20 protein-coding genes are annotated in these 19439 nt (G+C 50.7%); 7 read left to right on the forward strand and 13 right to left on the reverse strand.

What is annotated here, in order from left to right:
• Positions 1 to 11: 11 nt before the first annotated feature.
• Positions 12 to 440: a DUF805 domain-containing protein gene (locus tag BZK40_RS18285; protein ID WP_008787028.1), complete on the reverse strand. Its 429-nt coding sequence runs from the start codon at positions 438 to 440 to the stop codon at positions 12 to 14.
• A gap of 100 nt (positions 441 to 540) precedes the next feature.
• On the opposite strand from BZK40_RS18285, the gene BZK40_RS18290 reads away from it, so the two are divergent.
• Together BZK40_RS18290 and tpiA are read left to right on the forward strand one after the other, a co-directional pair.
• A complete protein-coding gene (locus BZK40_RS18290) occupies positions 541 to 1140 on the forward strand; it encodes a YiiQ family protein (RefSeq protein WP_079935065.1) in 600 nt (199 codons plus the stop codon).
• Positions 1141 to 1248: 108 nt separating this feature from the next.
• A complete protein-coding gene (gene tpiA, locus BZK40_RS18295; protein ID WP_003028783.1) occupies positions 1249 to 2016 on the forward strand; it encodes a triose-phosphate isomerase in 768 nt (255 codons plus the stop codon).
• 39 nt (positions 2017 to 2055) lie between these two features.
• Here tpiA and BZK40_RS18300 read toward each other — a convergent pair whose 3' ends face one another.
• The 6 genes from BZK40_RS18300 to fieF all read right to left on the reverse strand — a co-directional run bounded on the left by BZK40_RS18300 (position 2056) and on the right by fieF (position 9114).
• A complete protein-coding gene (locus BZK40_RS18300; RefSeq protein WP_003825206.1) occupies positions 2056 to 3528 on the reverse strand; it encodes a DASS family sodium-coupled anion symporter in 1473 nt (490 codons plus the stop codon).
• 113 nt (positions 3529 to 3641) lie between these two features.
• Entirely contained in the window at positions 3642 to 4946 is a 1305-nt protein-coding gene (locus BZK40_RS18305) for an SLC13 family permease (protein ID WP_008787026.1), read from the reverse strand.
• A gap of 73 nt (positions 4947 to 5019) precedes the next feature.
• Positions 5020 to 5769: a CDP-diacylglycerol diphosphatase gene (locus tag BZK40_RS18310; RefSeq protein ID WP_020996109.1), complete on the reverse strand. Its 750-nt coding sequence runs from the start codon at positions 5767 to 5769 to the stop codon at positions 5020 to 5022.
• 104 nt (positions 5770 to 5873) lie between these two features.
• On the reverse strand, positions 5874 to 6863 hold the full coding sequence (gene sbp, locus BZK40_RS18315) for a sulfate/thiosulfate ABC transporter substrate-binding protein Sbp (RefSeq protein ID WP_008787024.1): 990 nt from the start codon (positions 6861 to 6863) through the stop codon (positions 5874 to 5876).
• 200 nt (positions 6864 to 7063) lie between these two features.
• The gene (pfkA, locus tag BZK40_RS18320) at positions 7064 to 8026 is read right to left on the reverse strand and encodes a 6-phosphofructokinase (protein ID WP_003825214.1); all 963 of its coding nucleotides are present in this window, start codon (positions 8024 to 8026) and stop codon (positions 7064 to 7066) included.
• A 185-nt stretch (positions 8027 to 8211) separates the two neighbouring features.
• Positions 8212 to 9114 (reverse strand): CDF family cation-efflux transporter FieF, encoded by a 903-nt coding sequence (gene fieF, locus BZK40_RS18325; RefSeq protein WP_003825216.1) that lies wholly within the window; start codon positions 9112 to 9114, stop codon positions 8212 to 8214.
• 247 nt (positions 9115 to 9361) lie between these two features.
• Here fieF and BZK40_RS18330 point away from each other — a divergent pair, with 247 nt between their 5' ends.
• Entirely contained in the window at positions 9362 to 9925 is a 564-nt protein-coding gene (locus tag BZK40_RS18330) for a type IV secretion protein Rhs (RefSeq protein ID WP_079935066.1), read from the forward strand.
• Positions 9922 to 10281, forward strand: coding sequence for a putative T6SS immunity periplasmic lipoprotein (locus tag BZK40_RS18335; RefSeq protein ID WP_079935067.1), 360 nt, complete (start codon positions 9922 to 9924; stop codon positions 10279 to 10281). Before BZK40_RS18330 ends, BZK40_RS18335 begins: the two co-directional genes overlap by 4 nt.
• Before the next feature lie 207 nt (positions 10282 to 10488).
• Here BZK40_RS18335 and cpxP read toward each other — a convergent pair whose 3' ends face one another.
• Complete coding sequence (gene cpxP, locus BZK40_RS18340) at positions 10489 to 10989, reverse strand: cell-envelope stress modulator CpxP (RefSeq protein ID WP_008787022.1); 501 nt, start codon at positions 10987 to 10989, stop codon at positions 10489 to 10491.
• Positions 10990 to 11139: 150 nt separating this feature from the next.
• On the opposite strand from cpxP, the gene cpxR reads away from it, so the two are divergent.
• Together cpxR and cpxA are read left to right on the forward strand one after the other, a co-directional pair.
• Positions 11140 to 11838: an envelope stress response regulator transcription factor CpxR gene (gene cpxR / locus BZK40_RS18345; protein WP_003028763.1), complete on the forward strand. Its 699-nt coding sequence runs from the start codon at positions 11140 to 11142 to the stop codon at positions 11836 to 11838.
• The gene (cpxA, locus tag BZK40_RS18350) at positions 11835 to 13208 is read left to right on the forward strand and encodes an envelope stress sensor histidine kinase CpxA (protein WP_003028758.1); all 1374 of its coding nucleotides are present in this window, start codon (positions 11835 to 11837) and stop codon (positions 13206 to 13208) included. The genes cpxR and cpxA overlap by 4 nt, the downstream gene beginning before the upstream one ends.
• Before the next feature lie 43 nt (positions 13209 to 13251).
• Here cpxA and BZK40_RS18355 read toward each other — a convergent pair whose 3' ends face one another.
• The 4 genes from BZK40_RS18355 to yiiM form a co-directional block, all read right to left on the reverse strand.
• Positions 13252 to 14502 (reverse strand): MFS transporter, encoded by a 1251-nt coding sequence (locus BZK40_RS18355; RefSeq protein WP_095533158.1) that lies wholly within the window; start codon positions 14500 to 14502, stop codon positions 13252 to 13254.
• A 122-nt stretch (positions 14503 to 14624) separates the two neighbouring features.
• Positions 14625 to 15578 (reverse strand): sugar phosphate isomerase/epimerase family protein, encoded by a 954-nt coding sequence (locus tag BZK40_RS18360; protein ID WP_020996111.1) that lies wholly within the window; start codon positions 15576 to 15578, stop codon positions 14625 to 14627.
• Between the two features lie 8 nt (positions 15579 to 15586).
• A complete protein-coding gene (locus BZK40_RS18365; RefSeq protein WP_020996112.1) occupies positions 15587 to 16291 on the reverse strand; it encodes a GntR family transcriptional regulator in 705 nt (234 codons plus the stop codon).
• A 229-nt stretch (positions 16292 to 16520) separates the two neighbouring features.
• Positions 16521 to 17195, reverse strand: a complete 675-nt coding sequence (gene yiiM / locus BZK40_RS18370; protein WP_020996113.1) for a 6-hydroxyaminopurine reductase — start codon at positions 17193 to 17195, stop codon at positions 16521 to 16523.
• Between the two features lie 152 nt (positions 17196 to 17347).
• Here yiiM and BZK40_RS18375 point away from each other — a divergent pair, with 152 nt between their 5' ends.
• Positions 17348 to 18244 (forward strand): dihydrodipicolinate synthase family protein, encoded by an 897-nt coding sequence (locus BZK40_RS18375; RefSeq protein WP_048237085.1) that lies wholly within the window; start codon positions 17348 to 17350, stop codon positions 18242 to 18244.
• 41 nt (positions 18245 to 18285) lie between these two features.
• Here the strand turns inward: BZK40_RS18375 and kdgT are convergent, their stop codons facing one another.
• Positions 18286 to 19269, reverse strand: coding sequence for a 2-keto-3-deoxygluconate transporter (kdgT, locus tag BZK40_RS18380; RefSeq protein ID WP_020996114.1), 984 nt, complete (start codon positions 19267 to 19269; stop codon positions 18286 to 18288).
• Between the last annotated feature and the right edge of the window lie 170 nt (positions 19270 to 19439).

Here is a 19439-nt window from a genome sequence, read left to right on the forward strand (position 1 = left end):
ACTTATCCGGCCTACGAGTCAGCCCTGTACTTTACGTCCTGCGTATCCTTACCATATTTATTTGCGTCCTGGGTGCCAATGAACGCACCCAGATCGATAAGCATGCCGACCAGAATCAACGTTGGAACAAAGCGGCCTACCGCCCATTGCCAGACGCCGGGTAACATCGCCCAATTTCCGGCCAGCAGCATCCACGCCAGAATCATCAACAGCGCCCACGCTCCGGAACGCCCCCGGTCATGCAGACGTTTTACCGTCACTGCCGCCGTTGGCCATAGCAGACACACCAGACAAAAAGCCGCGGTCTGAATATCGAGTAATTGTTTGCTCGCCAGCGAAAACAGAACCAGCATGCCGACGATCCATAGGCCAATCCAAATCCAGAAATCACGGCGCCCGATGCGCCCTTTAAATGAGAATAACCACTGCTGTATGGTCATGTAAGTTCCTTTATTATTACCGTCCAGAACAGTTTACCCTTTTGACAAGCTCGACGGTTACCGTTTTAATCGTGAGCAGTGAGAATGAAAGGTACGATTGATGAAGCACGGATTTACACTGTTTTTATTATTGTTTTCAGCCTTAACCGCGAGCACTGCGGCATTGGCGGAAGAGCCATCGACGGCAACCACAGCCCCCTATTTACTGGCGGGCGCGCCGACCTTTGACCTGTCGATTAGCCAGTTTCGCGAAAACTTTAATACACAGAATCCGAAGCTGATCCTGAATGAGTTCCGCGCCATCGACAGCAGTCGCGATCGGGCAAATCTCACCCGCGCGGCCAGCAAAATCAATGAAAACCTGTATGCGTCTTCCGCCCTTGAGCGCGGCACCCTGAAAATCAAAAGCATGCAAATAACCTGGTTACCAATTCAGGGACCAGAGCAAAAGGCAGCTAAAGCGAAAGCGCTGGAATACATGACCGCCGTCATCCGCACCGTCGCACCGCTACTGACGAAGGAACAGAGCCAGAAAAAGCTACAAAAACTGCTCGCCGCAGGCAAAGGTAAGCACTATTACGCCGAAACAGAAGGCGCAATTCGCTATGTCGTAGCAGATAACGGTGAAAAGGGGCTGACCTTCGCTGTTGAACCGATTAAGCTGGCTCTATCTGAAAACCTCGAAGGGTCGAATAAGTGACAAAAAGCAAAGCCTTTCGGGGGATGAATCTCTATACTGTTTCACAGACCATGCTGCCCTGAGGGGCGGCCATATTCCTTAATTCGCTGACAAGCGTGGAGAAATGAAATGCGACATCCTTTAGTGATGGGTAACTGGAAACTGAACGGCAGCCGCCACATGGTAAACGAACTGGTTGCTAATCTGCGTAAAGAACTGGCTGGCGTTGCTGGCTGTGCAGTAGCGATTGCTCCGCCGGAAATGTATATCGACCTGGCGAAACACGCCGCTGCCGGTAGCCACATCATTCTGGGCGCGCAGAACGTTGACCTGAACCTGTCTGGCGCATTCACTGGTGAAACAAGTGCTGAAATGCTGAAAGACATCGGCGCGCAGTACATCATTATCGGTCACTCTGAGCGTCGTACTTACCACAAAGAATCTGACGAGCTGATCGCTAAAAAATTCGCCGTACTGAAAGAGCAGGGTCTGACTCCAGTTCTGTGCATCGGTGAAACCGAAGCAGAAAACGAAGCGGGCAAAACTGAAGAAGTTTGTGCACGTCAGATCGACGCAGTTCTGAAAACTCAGGGCGCGGCAGCATTCGAAGGCGTCGTTATCGCTTACGAACCAGTATGGGCTATCGGTACCGGTAAATCTGCAACTCCTGCTCAGGCTCAGGCTGTTCACAAATTTATTCGTGACCACATTGCTAAAGCTGACGCGAAAATCGCTGAGCAAGTAATCATCCAGTACGGCGGTTCTGTAAACGCAGCTAACGCGGCAGAACTGTTTGCTCAGCCGGACATCGACGGTGCGCTGGTTGGTGGTGCTTCTCTGAAAGCAGACGCCTTCGCCGTCATCGTTAAAGCAGCAGAAGCCGCTAAACAGGCTTAAGTTGTTAAGGCGGGAGGAGCACTCCTCCCGCCGTATTAACTACCAGTACCCCAACCAGTGCCACCAGAAGGCGCCGGTCACCCCCCAAATGGTCAGGTTGACCACACTCATCACCAGCCCCGTTTTCCACCACTCTGCCAGCGTGACATAGCCCGAACCAAAGATGATCGGCGCAGTGCCCGTGCCATAGTGCGTGAGCGACATCATCAGGGAGGAGGAGAAACCGAGCATTAAACCAAGCAGCGCTGGCGGCGCGCCGAGGCCTAATCCTGCGGCGAAGAACGCAGCGAACATAGCCGTAATATGCGCAGTTGTGCTGGCGAAAAAGTAGTGCGAGTAGACATAAAGCAGAATCAACAGCAGCGTTGCAACACTCCAGTGCACGCCAAGATGGTCGATTGCACTACCAACGCTGGTTGCCAGCCATCCCACCAACCCCAGTTTGCTGAGAAAATCCGCCATCATCACCAGCGCGGCAAACCAGACTATCGTATCCCATGCCCCGCGGCATTTAAGAATGTCATCCCAGCTCAATACGCCCGCCATCAATAGAATCGACAAACCAATTAACGCGGCGCTAGTGGGGTTTACGCTCCAGGCACTACCCATCAGCATCGCTGGAACACCCGCCCACAGGCAGAGCAGCAAAATGAACACTGCCAGGGTGATTTTTTCTGCCAGTGATAGTGGACCCAGCGCATCCAGTTTTTGCCGCGCGAACTGCGGCGCATTTGGCGTGCGCGTGATAGCTGGCGGATAGAGCCACCAGATTACAATCGGCATGACAACCAGTGATACCAGAGCAGGAAGAAGCGCCGCAATAGCCCACATTCCCCAGGTCATGTTCAGCACGCCATCCGTCCCCTTCGTCAAAAAGCTGACGATTAACGGGTTAGGTGCGGTCGCGGTGATGAACATTGCCGAGCTGATCGGGTTAATGTTGTAGTTCACCAGCGCGAGATAACGGCCCGTTGAGCCATTCTCGGCATGGCCTGGCTGCGAGCCGAGGCTCTCCGCAATCGCCCGCATTACCGGGTGGATAATGCCGCCACCACGCGCGGTATTGCTTGGCGTTACGGGTGCAATTAGCGTTTCCGCAAGGGTTAATGCCCACGCAATACCCAGCGTTCTTTTACCAAATAGCGCAATAAACCCGTAGCCAATACGCGCTCCCAGACCAGTCTTTAACAGACTTTGCGACAGCATAATGGATAAACCAATCAGCCAGATTAACTGGTTAGAAAAGCCACTCAACGCATCGTTCAACGCCGCGGAGGGTTTGCCGGGGTTAGTAACGCCAGTCATCGCCACCAGCATAATCGCCACAATCGCAATTGCGCCAATGGGCATAGCTTTACCGATAATCGCGGCGATCGTACCAATAAACAGTGCCAGCAGGTGCCACGCTTGCGGGGTTACGTCAGGAGGACACGGGATAACAAACCAGATGGTCAGCGTAATCACGAGCGAGATGATGGCGGGCCAACAGCGGATGGGGGTCAAACTGTCCATGAATCAATCCTTGAGTTTCCAGTGCGCAAATCTGCGCTCGGGCATTAACCGATATTGCCGCACATAATACAATTCACTCACTCACAAAACATAAAATTAACATTTTGATACATCTACAGTTTTCCTAACACCGTAAACCAGGCGTAATCCAGCGGCAGAAGAATCAAATACGTTGCCGCCGCCAGTGCGATACACAGCAGCATCCCCGCCCTTGCAGGTACTTTCCCGAGCGCCATCGCCACTACGATCGGTGAAGCCTGATACGGCAACAGTGGCGTTGAATAACCCAGCACCTGGATCATAATCACCGACAGCAGTGGAAATCCCGTCGCATCGGCAAAACTTTGCGCCAACGTGGTATACAGCGCCGGAACACCGTTCGCCGTCATAATAAAATTAAGCGCAGTGGTAATACCGGTCAGCGCGAGGAAACTGGTAAACGGCTTTTCCGCATCCAGCGGCATCACCTGTAACAGCGCTTCGCCAACAGCGCTACCAATACCGGTTTGCGTGACGGTGATCGCCAGCCCCAGAATACCCGCCACATAAATACAGGTACGAATGTTGACCCCAGTGGAAAACTCGTCGCCATTGATAAAGCCAACCCGTGGTAGCAATGTGATAACTGCCGCAGCCAGCCCGGTCCACGCAGGGCCAATGCCGTGCCAGCTTTCGCTTACCCACAAGAACAGCACCACCGCTAACATCCAGGCCAGACGTTTTTCATCCCGGCTCATCGGCTCCGGCGGCGTGAGATCGCGCGGCGCATGCGGCTTGCCAGGGAACAACCAGCAGATAAGCACAATGAGCACCGCGCCTTTAAGCCAACCCAGAACCGGCGTATGCAGCAGCAAATAGGGAAGATAATTGAGGTGGATGCCGTAAGAGCCTTCCGCCGCGCCGCTCATCACCAGATTCGGTACGTTAGCGGGTAAAATCGTCGCAGAAAGCTGGAACGTCCCAAACCCGACGGCCAGTGCCAGACCATACCAGGCGCGCGTGCCGTCGTTAATTCCAGCCCGTTTCGCCATCGCCGCGACGATCGGCATCAGCAGCGCAATGCGGCCCATGTTGGATGGCATTACAAATGCCAGCGCGTAACTCAGCAGCACTACGCTCGCCACCATTAACGGCCAGGAATCAGTCAACCTCGATGACAGCGCCCTCGCCGCCCTGTCCGCCAGCCCCGTTTTACGAATCGCGATACCCAGTACAAAGCCGCTAAACACCAGCCAGAACGCGGAGGACGCAAAGCCGCCAAAAATCACATCCGGTGGCGCGATTTTGGCCACCATCGCCACGGCAAAGAACAGCAGCGCCGTTATAAACTCCGGCAGCAGCGACGTAGCCCAGAGCAGAATGGTGATACCAACCACCAGAGAGGGGATAAACAGAGGGTGTGTAAGCCAGAGCGACATGCCTGTCTCCTGTTGTTTTTTTCAACAAGAATACGGGGACAGGCATGCGGAGTAAACGCCAGATTAGGTGGGGTTAACGCAGAATATCACATTGATGATCCTGAATTTCCTCAGCGGAGGCGAGATTCAGAGCCAGCAGATTGCGCTGAGTAGCCAGCAGGACAAAGGATTCGTCGCTCTGGCGCACCATCGCCAACGCATAGCTGCCCATATGCTCACGCGCATCCGGCACCTCTTCCGCCAGCATCATAAACGGGCTGCGTTGTGCCAGTTCATTTTCCGTGACGCGACGCGCCAGATATTCATGACCGCGCAGCCCACCCGGTAATGGTAGCCAGCGGGTGCTGATTTTCGCCAGGTTGTCATCCAGCTGCTTTCTGACATCGGTTCGCAGGCAGGAGATATGAATATGCAGGTGATTTTGCGTACGCCCGCTACGTGAGTTAATGGTCAGAGAGACTGCTTTGTCAGGGATTTCCTGGCCGTATTTTTGGCTCATAAAGCTACGCGCCTGCCAGGCCAGCCAGAAAAAGTTCGGCGTGCCTGATTTCAACAGCAGCGGACTTTCCGTACCGTTGATCCGCCAGGTAGGCATCAACAGATATTGCAGTGGGCCGTTACGGTCTTTGAACACCACATATCCGGCATCCGGCTTTACTTCAGCGCATGGGGCGGGGTCCTGCTGCTGCAACTGGTGCGGCAGGCATTGCTGAAGAACGATCTGGCGTAATGCGTCCGGGTTGCCGGTGAATTTCCAGTACCCGATACCTGCAGCGGCGGCGACCACAATCACCGCCAGTAAAAGATAGCCTGCTTTTTTCATTACGCGTTTCCTGTATCCCATTGAAGGGCAAGAGTAACGCAAAACCATGACAAATAAAAAACCCGGTCGCGCTAGGCCACCGGGTCGGTAAATCACAGACTTATTTATCGTTTACTGATTTGGTCGAACGTACCGCCGTTAGAGAAGTGCTCTTTCTGCGCTTTCGTCCAGCCGCCAAACTCTTCGTCGATAGTGAACAGCTTCAGCTTCGGAAATGCGTTTTCGTATTTCTTCGCGACTTCTGCATCACGTGGACGATAGTAGTTTTTCGCCGCAATTTCCTGGCCTTCCGGAGAGTAGAGATACTTCAGGTAAGCTTCCGCCACCGCTTTGGTATCTTTCTTTTCCACCACTTTATCAACCACGGACACGGTCGGCTCCGCGAGGATAGATTCACTCGGGGTCACTATCTCGAATTTATCTTTGCCCAGCTCGTTCGTTGCCAACAGCGCTTCGTTTTCCCAGGCAATCAGCACATCACCGATACCACGTTCAACGAAGGTATTGGTTGAGCCACGTGCGCCAGAATCCAGCACCTCAACGTTTTTATACAGGGCCTTCACAAAGTCTTGTGCCTTGGCCTGATCGTTGTTGTTGTGGTGCAGGGCATAGCCCCATGCCGCCAGATAGTTCCAGCGAGCTCCGCCGGAGCTTTTCGGGTTCGGCGTAATGACCGACACGCCCGGTTTGATTAAATCATTCCAGTCATGAATTTGTTTGGGATTGCCTTTGCGGACCAGGAACACGATGGTGGAGGTGTAAGGCGCGGAGTTATCAGGCAGGCGTTTAATCCAGTTTTTATCGATACGGCCACGTTCAGCAATGGCATCCACGTCGTAAGCCAGTGCCAGCGTCACAACATCGGCTTCAATGCCGTTGATGACGGAAGTCGCCTGTTTACCCGAACCGCCGTGCGACTGGCGGATCACAACGTTGTCGCCCGTTTCCTGCTTCCAGTGCGCGCTGAAGGCCTTATTGTACTGCTCGTACAATTCACGCGTTGGATCGTACGATACGTTAAGTAACTGAATATCCTTTGCCAGAACGCTGGTCGATGCCAGCAATAATGTTAACCCTACGCCCCATTTGTTCATCGCCCAGCTCTCTTAGGTAGTGTTGTGATGAGCAAAGCGTGCCAGAAAGGAATCCAAACATTAAAGAATAAAAAAAGATTTGCTATAACTTGGGGGAATATATGGAGTCGAGTTTTTGCCTGATGGCGCTACGCTTATCAGGCCTACGATTTGCATCATGTAGGCCGGATAAGGCGCAAGCCGCCATCCGGCAATTGCATTTAGTACAGTTTTTTCGCGCAGTCCAGCCAGTCACCTTTGAACGGACGCTTCATGTTTTCGATAGCGTCGATGATGTCGTGGTGAACCAGCTGCTCGTTCTGAATACCTACGCAGCGACCGCCGTGACCTTCCAGCAGAAGTTCAATGGCATAGGCGCCCATACGGGATGCCAGGATACGGTCGTAAGGAACCGGGGAACCACCACGCTGGATGTGACCCAGTACGGTTGCACGCGTTTCACGACCCGTTTCTTTCTCAATGTAATGCGCCAGTTCGTCAACGTCACACATGTGTTCAGTGATCGCTACGATTGCGTGTTTTTTACCTTTCGCGATGCCCGCTTTGATTTCAGTAACCAAATCGTCACGGCTGAATTCCACTTCCGGAACCACCACGAACTCACAACCACCGGCAATTGCAGCCGCCAGGGTCAGGTCACCACAGTAGCGGCCCATCACTTCAACGATAGAAATACGCTGGTGAGAAGAAGATGTATCACGCAGGCGGTCAATCGCTTCGACAACGGTACCCAGAGCGGTGAAGTAACCGATGGTGTAGTCGGTACCTTTGATATCGTTATCGATAGTGCCCGGCAGACCGATGCATGGGAAGCCCATTTCGGTCAGGCGTTTTGCACCCATGTAAGAACCGTCACCCCCGATAACAACCAGGGCGTCGATGCCACGCTTCTTCAGGTTTTCGATCGCCACCGCACGTACGTTTTCATCACGGAATTCCGGGAAGCGAGCAGAACCGAGGAAAGTACCGCCACGGTTGATCATGTCGGACACGCTGTAGCGGTCAAGCTGGACCATACGGTCTTCATACAAACCCAGGTAGCCATCATGGATCCCCATGACTTCCAGCCCTTCCGTCAACGCTGCACGTACAACACCACGGATTGCTGCGTTCATGCCCGGCGCATCACCGCCGCTTGTCAACACACCGATTTTCTTAATCATGACTACCTCTGAACTTTGGAATGCAAAATGAAATCTGCTGCCGGAAGTCGATTCCGCATATCGAAACGATCCAACGAATATGCAGATAGTATAACAATCACTTCCTGCTGAATTGATTCAGGTCAGGCCAAATGGTGGTAATTTATACACAAAATGCTGGCCCGGTTCACTTTTTTTACAACGAATTATGAAAGCTCAAACATCTTGCCTTCCTTGGGTACGACTGAACAGGGATCCTGATGAATGATGACATCCGATCCCGGGAAACGCCGTAAAATTGCCTGCTCAACCTGTTCAGCCACTAAATGCGCCTGAACGAGCGGCAGATTATCTTCCATTTCCAAATGAATCTGAATAAAGCGGGTCGGCCCTGACTGCCGCGTGCGAAGATCGTGAGCGCCGCTGACTCCAGGCCATGACGTCACGATATCAATAATTTCCTGACGTTCCTCATCGGGTAAAGCGCGATCCAGCAAAGATTGCACTGCCTCATACCCCATGCGTAATGCGCTATATAAAATATAGATGCCAATCCCGAGCGCAAACAAGGCATCTGCACGATGCCAGCCATACCATGCCAGCCCGAGCGCAATGAGAATCGCACCGTTCATCATAACATCAGACTGATAATGAAGCATATCTGCCCGAACGGCCTGACTTTGCGTGCGCTTCACTACCCAGCGCTGAAACGAGACCAGAATGATTGTACACACTAACGCAATGATGGTGACAACCACCCCAACGCCAGGATCTTTCATCGGCGTGGGTTGGATGAGATGCTGAATCCCGGTCAGGAATAAAAACAGCGCCGAACCAGAAATAAACATGCTTTGCGCCAGCGCCGCCAGCGATTCCGCTTTTCCGTGTCCGAACGTATGCTCATCATCGGCCGGTTGCAGCGAATAGCGCACCACCAACAGGTTGGTTAACGACGCCGCGATGTCCACCAGAGAATCCACCAGTGCAGCCAGAATACTGACCGATCCGGTGTACCACCACGCGAAAATTTTGATCAAAAGTAACAGCGATGCCATCACGGTCGCCGCGATTGCCGCCCTGCTCACCAGCCGCCCATAGGTTTGATTCATAAACACTCCTGCCAGGATATGCCGCTAGTATAACGGATGAAGTAAAACAGTCAGGCAATAACCGAGGGACAAATTTTGGGCAAAAAAACCACACACAATGTGTGGGAAACAGGAATGGAATGTTGCAGCAATACGCCACCTGAATACGTTTTATTCTGAATTTTTAAGGCCTCTCTGTAACACTTCTATTCCTCATTTGCTTTAGGTGTACGATAAACACTCAATCTACATATCTTGAGGGATTAAGATGGCGTATTACCCTAATTCTATTGACTGGAAACCGATCCAAGACGGAGGTCTGCGTAGGTTAAGGCTTGGCGAGATAAATCTTGCAAACTCGCTCTTTGGCTTCAGCATTCTTTACTATCAGGTTTGGGTTCATCTGGAAAGTTATCTTCCTTTTGATACTCAAAACCCAGGTCAGGCGATGACGCCTGACGGCGAAATGTGGTTTAGAACAATAAAATACGAAGATGATTTCTCGATGCCAACAAAACAGCCAACTCCAAATGACCAGCATCTTTTTTTGCATGAAATGATGCATGTTTGGCAGCACCAATATGGAATGTGGGTACGAACACGCGGGGCGTTCTCATGGGCTGCTGACTATACATACAGCCTAAATGAAAAAAATCTACTTGATTACGGACTGGAGCAACAAGCATCCTTAGTCAGTGATTACTGGTTGTTAAAGCACTATGGGTTTGATGGGCATAGCGATCTGTATGTTTACCGTGATTATGACCCAGAAGAACCGGCGCTGGAATTAATGCAGAAATATGAAAAGGTACTCGGGAGCTTTCCGATATGAAGAAATCGTTCTTTTTTCTCCCTTTACTTTTATTTCTGGCAGGGTGCCCAGGGAAAGGCAGAGAGGGTGCAGAGTCCGGTGAACGACGGGCGATCTACGTAGATGGCAATCGTGTTTGCTTTACCATAGATAAAAATGATGTGTTAAACCGCTATATTCTGTCAACTAATGGTAGAGAAGATAAAAAATTATTAGTCGGCGATTTTAAACATCTCATCTACCCAAGTACCTGCTTCACGGTCAATTTAGAAAAAGGGGTGGTGTATGGTGCAAGCTATACCTTAAATGGAAAAAATCACTACTACACATTTATCATTACCAATGATGGAAAAGTGTTGGATTTAGGAAAAAGCTAAGCATTATTATCAGATTACGCCGCTCTACATAAAGACAGTAAGTTACATTGAAGTCAGCCACACATAACAAAAGCTGTTTTCAGCTCCAAATACTATCTGCGAGTAGCTGTTTATCTTTGGTAATTCACTGTAATTTTGGGCAAAAAAAACCCCCACATCATGTGGGGGAAGACAGGGATGGTGTCTATGGCAAGGAAAACAGGGTTACTACTGGGAACGTGAGTTGCTACTACTCAATAAATTCAACGATGAGCTTTTTTTCCAGTGCGCTACATCGCGCAGTTGCTCCATTCGTTGTTCATGTTTCTCATTTAAAACCGCTTGCTGCTCTGGCGTTAACAGGCGATACATCTGGTTGCGGATCCTGGCTATTTCAACCTGGCGGGCAACCTGTTCTTGCGCCATTCTTTCTGCCTGAGCGCGCACTGCGCTTTCATCAAATTTCTCTGCGGTGACAAGGCGATGCATTGTCTCCATTTCGCTAACATTAACAGGAGGCTGTTCGTGTCTTGCCTGCTGCATTAAATCTCGCATCTGTTGACGTTGATGTTCGGTTAAACTGATACCGTCAAACATGTGGCTCTGAACGCTGCGTTGCGATGAGCCTTCACCCAGGTGCCAGTGATCGCCTGTGACGACTTCAGCTGCATGGCTAAATGTACTGAGTGCCAGCGTTGAGGCCATGACGGCAGCGGTAACTTTGCCCATCACTTGCTCCCAAAATCTTTTCTGTCGCGATTCAACGAGAGACAGTTTACGATTCGGGCTGCAAACATGCGTCAGGGGGTGTAAAACAACGTAAAGTCATAGATTAGCGACGCCTGATGACGTAATTTCTGCCTCGGAGGTACGTAAACAATGAATAAAATCCTGTTAGTTGATGATGACCGAGAGCTGACTTCCCTGTTAAAGGAGTTGCTCGAAATGGAAGGTTTCGATGTGCTGGTTGCCTATGATGGGGAACAGGCGCTTGAGCTTCTGGATGACAGCATCGATTTACTTTTGCTCGACGTCATGATGCCGAAGAAAAACGGCATTGATACGCTGAAAGCACTTCGTCAGACACACCAGACACCTGTAATCATGCTGACCGCTCGCGGCAGCGAATTGGATCGCGTACTTGGCCTTGAGCTGGGCGCGGACGACTATTTACCTAAACCGTTTAACGACCGTGAACTGGTCGCGCGCATCCGCGCTATTCTACGTCGCTCACACTGGAGCGAACAGCAGCAGAACAGCGATAACGGCTCGCCGACGCTGGAAGTAGATGCGTTAAGCCTTAATCCGGGTCGCCAGGAAGCCAGCTTTGACGGGCAAATTCTGGAGTTAACCGGCACCGAATTCACCCTGCTCTATTTGCTGGCTCAGCATCTCGGTCAGGTGGTTTCGCGTGAACACCTGAGCCAGGAAGTGCTGGGCAAACGCCTGACGCCTTTCGATCGCGCGATCGACATGCATATCTCGAACCTGCGTCGTAAGCTGCCAGAGCGTAAAGACGGACACCCGTGGTTTAAAACCCTGCGTGGTCGCGGCTACCTGATGGTCTCCGCTTCATGATAGGGAGCTTAACCGCACGCATCTTTGCCATCTTCTGGTTGACGCTGGCGCTGGTGTTGATGTTGGTACTGATGTTACCCAAGCTCGACTCACGCCAGATGACCGAGCTACTGGACAGCGAGCAGCGCCAGGGGTTAATGATTGAGCAACATGTTGAAGCTGAACTGGCGAACGATCCACCCAACGATTTGATGTGGTGGCGTCGCTTGTTTCGGGCGATAGACAAGTGGGCGCCGCCAGGACAGCGGTTATTACTTGTTACGACGGAAGGACGCGTGATCGGCGCAGAACGCAACGAAATGCAGATCATTCGTAACTTTATTGGTCAGGCCGATAACGCCGACCATCCGCAAAAGAAAAAATACGGTCGCGTTGAGATGGTCGGGCCTTTCTCCGTCAGAGACGGTGAAGATAACTACCAGTTGTATCTCATACGACCTGCCAGCAGCTCACAATCTGACTTTATCAACCTGCTGTTCGACCGACCGCTGTTGTTGCTGATCGTCACCATGTTAGTCAGCTCACCGCTATTGCTTTGGCTTGCCTGGAGTCTGGCGAAACCGGCGCGTAAGTTGAAAAACGCGGCGGATGAAGTAGCTCAGGGTAACCTGCGTCAGCATCCAGAGCTGGAAGCCGGTCCGCAGGAGTTTCTGGCGGCAGGCGCAAGCTTTAACCAGATGGTTACGGCGCTGGAACGGATGATGACCACACAGCAACGCCTGCTGTCGGACATCTCTCACGAGCTGAGAACACCGCTAACGCGTCTGCAACTGGGCACCGCTCTGCTGCGCCGTCGTAGCGGTGAGAGCAAAGAGCTGGAGCGCATTGAAACAGAAGCACACCGACTGGACAGCATGATCAACGACCTGCTGGTGATGTCACGTAATCAGCAGAAAAACGCGCTGGTCAGTGAAACAGTGAAAGCTAATCAGCTTTGGGGCGAAGTGCTGGATAACGCCGCCTTTGAAGCTGAGCAGATGGGTAAATCGCTCACGGTGAATTTCCCGCCGGGTCCGTGGCCGCTGTACGGTAACCCAAATGCGTTGGAAAGTGCGCTGGAAAACATTGTGCGCAATGCCCTGCGCTATTCACATACGAAGATTGAAGTTGGCTTCGCGGTGGATATCGACGGGATTACCATCACCGTGGACGACGATGGCCCAGGCGTTAGCCCTGAAGACAGAGAACAGATTTTCCGTCCGTTCTATCGTACCGATGAGGCGCGCGATCGCGAGTCTGGCGGAACGGGTCTGGGTCTGGCGATTGTTGAAACCGCAATTCAGCAGCATCGTGGCTGGGTGAAGGCCGAAGACAGCCCGCTGGGTGGTTTACGGCTGGTGATTTGGTTACCGCTGTATAAACGCGCGTAACAGGCTTCCCCGGTACGACATAATTACCGGGGAAGCATTCACGTTATGCCGCCGCAGCCGCCGCCGCTAGCTTTTGCTTTTTAATTCGCTTCACCAGAATGGTCGAGCAGATAAAGCCCATTAAGCTGAACGCAATCATCACGCTAAAGACATAGTTGTAGCCAGTGATGCCGCTATTGGTATCCAGCAAATAGCCGTACAACGTGTACGCAAACATCGCTGGCATATAACCGATGATGCAACCAAATGCCATTGCCGAGCCCGCATACTCACGTGGGGTACCGATCTCATCCATCGGCGCGAAGAAAATGGCGCGCTGTGAGAAGATAATCGCTCCGAACCCTAATGTCGCCGCCATACCGATATACACGTTCATTGTTTGATGCGGTAACTGCATGAACACAAGCATCGCCACAGCAGAGATCAGGAACGTCCACTTCAGATACACTGTCGGTGATTTAGCAACTTTATCTGCCAACATTCCACCAATCGGCCCACCTACCATTTTTAACGCATACTGGTTGATGATGCCGTACGCACCGACGAGAGCTACCGGAAGCATATAGATATCTTTTAAGAACGGAATAAAGTAAGTCAGTCCACAGTACGCGGCATAAACGAAGAAAATACCTAAAGAAGCCAGCCAAACATTAGGGCAGGACAAAACATGTTTGATACCCTTTAACACTTCCATGTTGGCACTGGTTTTCTCGCCGCCTTTCACTTTGTCATCATCGACAATAAAGTACGTCACAATACCTGCCACAAGCGTAATTACCGTATAGAACAACAGGCCCGCCTGCATCCCCGCTTTACCTTCACCAAACTGAACGAAGACAAACAGAGCGCCAGATGCAACGATAACATCCACCACACCACGTCCGGCTTCTAAAAAGCCGAACATGCGTCCTTGTTCTTCTTTCGTTCCCAGCAAACGAACGGCTTTCAGCAATACCGGCCAATAAACCACATCGGCAAAGAAAGCCATCGCGGCAAAGCAAATGAGATAACCAGTAAATGACGGTAGCGTTGCCAGATATAAGCCACATAACCCAACGCCAATCAGACCGAACGGTAATAATATTTTCTTGGAGTAACGATCTGCGATATAGAGAGAAAGAAAAAGTCCGGTTGTCTGAACAATCGTATAAACCGTAAAGCTCAACCCAATTTGCGTATTAGTTAAACCCCAGTCATTCTGCATTGGCACATAGAAAACATCTTTCATACTTGAAAGCTTGAATATCGTGCCGCCGCCTAAAATCAAAAAACAGAGCCTTGCCCATTTATTCATGAACATGATTAAACCCTCATTGCTTGTTGAGAGAAATATCTAAATTAAATTGTATAATTAATAAAGCCAGGGGATTATTTTCATAATCCTTTCCGCATTTAATAATATTTTAAGAAAACTAATTAATTGCCTATAAACTTGTCACATATATCACGAATGTATTTTATTTGGGCAAGAGCATGTTCTTTTTCCTGCGCCAGTCGCGCATCAATCATGTTGCTGTCAGGCAGCGGCGTATAACTTGCATCGCGCCATGGGATCCATGGATTATCACCCTCATCGTCGAAGCGAAATGCAGGGGCATAATATTCAACTTCTTCTTCCAGGCCAAAAGCATGTACTTGCGGTTTATCTTCACCTAAAAGTAATAATGCCTTAAGCATCTCTTCCATGGGTAAATCGCCGTGTCCTGAACGACAAGCCTCATGCCCCCAGCCTTTACCTTCTTTAATAATTTTTGCGTCTTTGATATGCACCTGAGTGATCAGAGGAGACATAACCTCTAACGCAGAAAGCGGCTGCTCATTGGCATTAATCATGTTGCCAAAATCAAACAGAATAGAGAGATTTTTCATCCCGCTATTGTTAACCAGCGTCACCAGCTCATGGCCTTGCAGATCTTCATGCTGTTCGATAGTAAAGCTTAGTCCGCAATCGTCATACTGAGACAGCCACGCAATATCATTGGCAATCTTCGCCATAACATCGTTGAGATGCCCTTCATAACGCGGGTAGAAACGCACTGAAGTTGCACCAGTAGCAACAGCAATACGGATGGCATCCGTCAATGTCGCCTTATCCGATGCGCTCGTTTCGATATGCACATCCAGATTATATTTTTTGGCCTTCTCTTTAAAATCGTGTAGCTGCTGATCGTTCAGTTTCTGCAGTGATTGGGACTCACCATCCTCAACATGTATTTTTACACCCTTCAATTTTTGCTGATGCGCAATATCCAGAAGATCCCCCGGCAGGACTCTCTCGTAGCGCATATTCAGATGAAAAGCATAAGCATGTAGGTACAGCGGTATATTTCTCGCGCGTTCCGCAAGAAGTTCTTGGTTACATTTTCCCATTATTTTTCTCATTCATCGCGAATAACAAGTTCCACTGATTCAAGTCGCCAGTATTCGAAATCAACCTGAACCACTTTTTTATCTCGGGTAGCCCGATGTTTTTCTACTAAAATTCCATACGTATTAGGCGCAACACCCAGCTCTTTGCAGGCCACTTCTGGCATATTGACCGGTTTAAAAATCATTTCTTTGATATTTAAAACATGACCAAACGCATCTTCCCAGACGCTGGCAAAAGACTGATTGCCCAATTTATTAATGAATCCTGGCGCAACATCAGCATCAATATAGGATTCATGGTAAAACACTTTATGTGAATCAAGACCGCACCAGCCGGTAACTAAATAGCGGTCACCGGAGGAGAGAAAAACATCATCAACATGATGCGGAACTGTATCAATGGTTTCTTTGGTTAAATAATCCCAAAAAGGCTTACGTCCCTGAGCACAGGCTTCAGCATTGAAGCTGGAAAGTGATTTAGGGTTATAAATAAATCGCTTCGACGAAATAAACCAACCACTGCGGTTCTTGCGGAAAATACGCGCATCGATCTCAAGCTCAATCAGAACCTGACGTAAGGTCATACGCTTTGCATCCAGCAGCTCACATAACTCCCTTTCCGAAGGCAATTTGGACCCCGCTGGTAAATTCTTCTCGTTTAACCAGCTTTCAAAGCGCTCCCTGAGCACATCAACATTGTTTTTCTTTTTCATTTCGCTCATCTGGTTTAAACCAATTTGAAGCTAAGATATTTGAGTGCAGGAAATACTCAAGTTTTTTTTCAACGCAGAGTTTCTTTTTGTGGACCAGGTATCAAGAATGGCTTTGAAGCAAACCGAGACCGTCAGGTTTTTGCCCGGTTTTGTACACAGGGGGGATGAAGCACGGGGGAGAGGTAAATCAGGTGTCTCCACCTGATTTAACTGCCAGATGAAGGTAGGTTTATTTTCCCCACAAACGGCGGGAATTGTCTTCGATCTTGCCGCTTAAACGGCGCTTTTGCATCGTTCTGGTCCAGCTTTTTGATAACCCAGCAGCCGACAGTAAACGGTGATATTGCGAATCATCAAACGGCATATGCCAGGCGATAGCAATGGCCTCCCGCACGCTGACGTCGCTCACGCGTGACGCCAGGATCAATGGCGCGTCTGCTGACACCTGACCAGGCGCGATGACGCTACACAGCCAGCCCGTCTTGCCCGCATCCTGCATCTGGCTGGCCATATCGCTGATGCCAAAATGGAAATTCAGCTTAAAGCACGGCGAGCGCGGCTGCGTGACCTGAATCAGCGCCTCTCCCCACTGGAAAATGTCGCCAATATACACATTATCTTCAGTCAGCCCCTCAGTAGAGAGGTTCTCACCAAACGCGGGGGCGACAAATAGCTCCGCCTGCTCCGGAAACGCTTGTCTCCAGTGCTGATAGTGTTCACGCGGATAGTGACACAGCGCGCGATCCGGCCCGCCGTGAATTTTCGTTTCCGCTTGTTCATCCCCCGTCAGCCCCAGTTCGGTCAGCATCAACTCACCGTCAATCTGGACTTTAGCAATCGCGCTGGGACGGCTTCCCGTGTAGTCCCGAACTTTGCCTGTAAAAACATCGACCGGATATCGCATCTGTTCCCTCTCCCGATAAATTTCCCCCATTACACCACATTTATTTTACCCCAGTCGCTCAAAATGAGAGCACGGTTCACATGAAACTTAGGGACACATGCTATCAATGTAATCTGGTTTTGAAACATCATTTCAAATAAGGAGTCGACAACGTGACTGGTCAATCGCAATTTGCTGGCGTCTGGTGTCCTTCCATTACGCCAATGGACAATGATGGCAAGATCGATCTCAACGGTCTAAGCCAACATCTCAAACGCCTTACCGAGGCCAAAATCGACGTGATTTTGCTGATGGGCAGCATCGGGGAATTTGCCTCCTTCACGCTCGAAGAAAGACTGCTGCTGATCCGCGAGGCCCGCGCCATGAGCTCGCTGAAGATGGTCGCCAACGTCTCATCCACCTGCCAGAATGATGTTTTATTGATGGCGCAGGAAGCGTATCGCTCAGGTTACGATGCCGTGATGATCCTGCCGCCCTACTACTACGGACAAACAGCGAAACAGCTGCTGAGCTACTTCCGTCAGTTGGGGCAGACACTCAGCGGCAAATGGTTTGCTTATAACTTCCCGGCACGCACCGGCTGCGATTTAACTCCCGAACTGGTAGCCACCCTCGCCGCCGAGTTCCCGAATTTCGCTGGCATTAAAGACACCGTCGACTGCCAGTCCCATACCCGCAGTATGATTCAGACCACCCGCGCCGTGCGGGAGGATTTTGCCGTGCTGTCCGGCTATGACGAATACTACATTCCCAACCTGTTAGCAGGTGGCGCGGGGATTATTTCAGGGTTGAACAACGTCATGCCGGAACTGTTTGTCAGCGCGCGGGAAGCGTTCAAACAGGGCGACCTGGCAGCGCTTCGCGATATTCAGGACCAGATTGGCACCTACATGTCCATCTATGCCATCGGCGAAGATTTTGTCACCACCATCAAAACCGTGGTATCGCGTAAGTTTGGCTATTGTACCAGCGTGTCACGTAATGCCGGTGGAGAGTTGAACGAGAGTGAGTGTCGAACAATCGATGAGGTGTTTGTCGTCAAAGGGTAAATAATTAAGCCGGATGGTGCAGACCATCCGGCTTAAGAGACTTACTTCACGGTGCCACGAATATCAATTTCTGCCGCCCTTGCTTTGGCCCTTTTCGACCAGATAGACGTGATAATCGGCACCAGAATGGAGGTCACAATCACCGACGTGGCGACCAGGGAAGTTGCTGCCGGTGCCATCGGTTTAAATGCCGGAACCATTTCAGCAATCAGCACAGGCGTAGCAACCGCCGCCCCCGCAGAACTGGAAGCGGCAATCCCCGCCGTACCATCGCCACCACCAATCAGTTTATCGGCGATAATCAATGGAATACCAGTGATAATAATCACCGCCACGCCCAGCAGAATACCCAGCACGCCGGTCTGCGCAATCACGCTCAAATCAATGGTGTTACCTAATGCGAAGGCAAAGAACGGGATCAGCGTCTGCACCGCTTTGCTGAAGAACTCCCGCAGTTCAGGGTCCAGATTCCCCAGCGCAAAGCCAATCAGGAACGGCAATACCGCACCAACAAATACGTGTGGTTCAAACGACGCGATCCCGGCGGTTCCCAGAATCACCATGGTCATCAGCGGGCCAGACTCCAGCGACATCAGGACAAACGCCCCGGCCTCTTCTTTGGTGCCGTACTGCTGCATAATCGAGGCATACAGCCCGCCGTTGGTCATATCCATCGCGGCCACCAGCGCCAGCGTAGACAACCCAGCGAAGAATCCGACCTCTACACCATGTTCCGGCAGAATGCGTGAAGCAATCGCTGCAACCACCCACGCCACCAGAATCTTGGTTATGACTAACGTACCTGATTTGCGCAGCACGGTGCCGGTGGCGCTTAGCTTGATCGACGCCCCCATGCAAAAGAACCAGACTGCCAGGATAGGCACCGTACCGGTGATCATACCGTTGGTAAAAGAGCCGAAATATTTCCCGGCGCCGGGGGAAAAGGTGTGACACAACGCGCCCAGGAAAAGCGGCACCAGCATCATACCACCTGGGATTTTCTCTATCGTACGTTTGATCTGCATTTCCATCACCTGTAGACATAAAAATGGGGCAATTTTTATGGGCGATTGCATCTTGCTTTGAGATGCGCCCGTCTTGATGAAAAGAAGATAGACATTCATAGAGACTATAAAAGTGATCCCACTCGCATAATAAAACCTTGTTTCAATTTAAGTGGATCATTGTTTTTATA

Source organism: Citrobacter portucalensis, assembly GCF_002042885.1.
Taxonomy (GTDB): domain Bacteria; phylum Pseudomonadota; class Gammaproteobacteria; order Enterobacterales; family Enterobacteriaceae; genus Citrobacter; species Citrobacter portucalensis.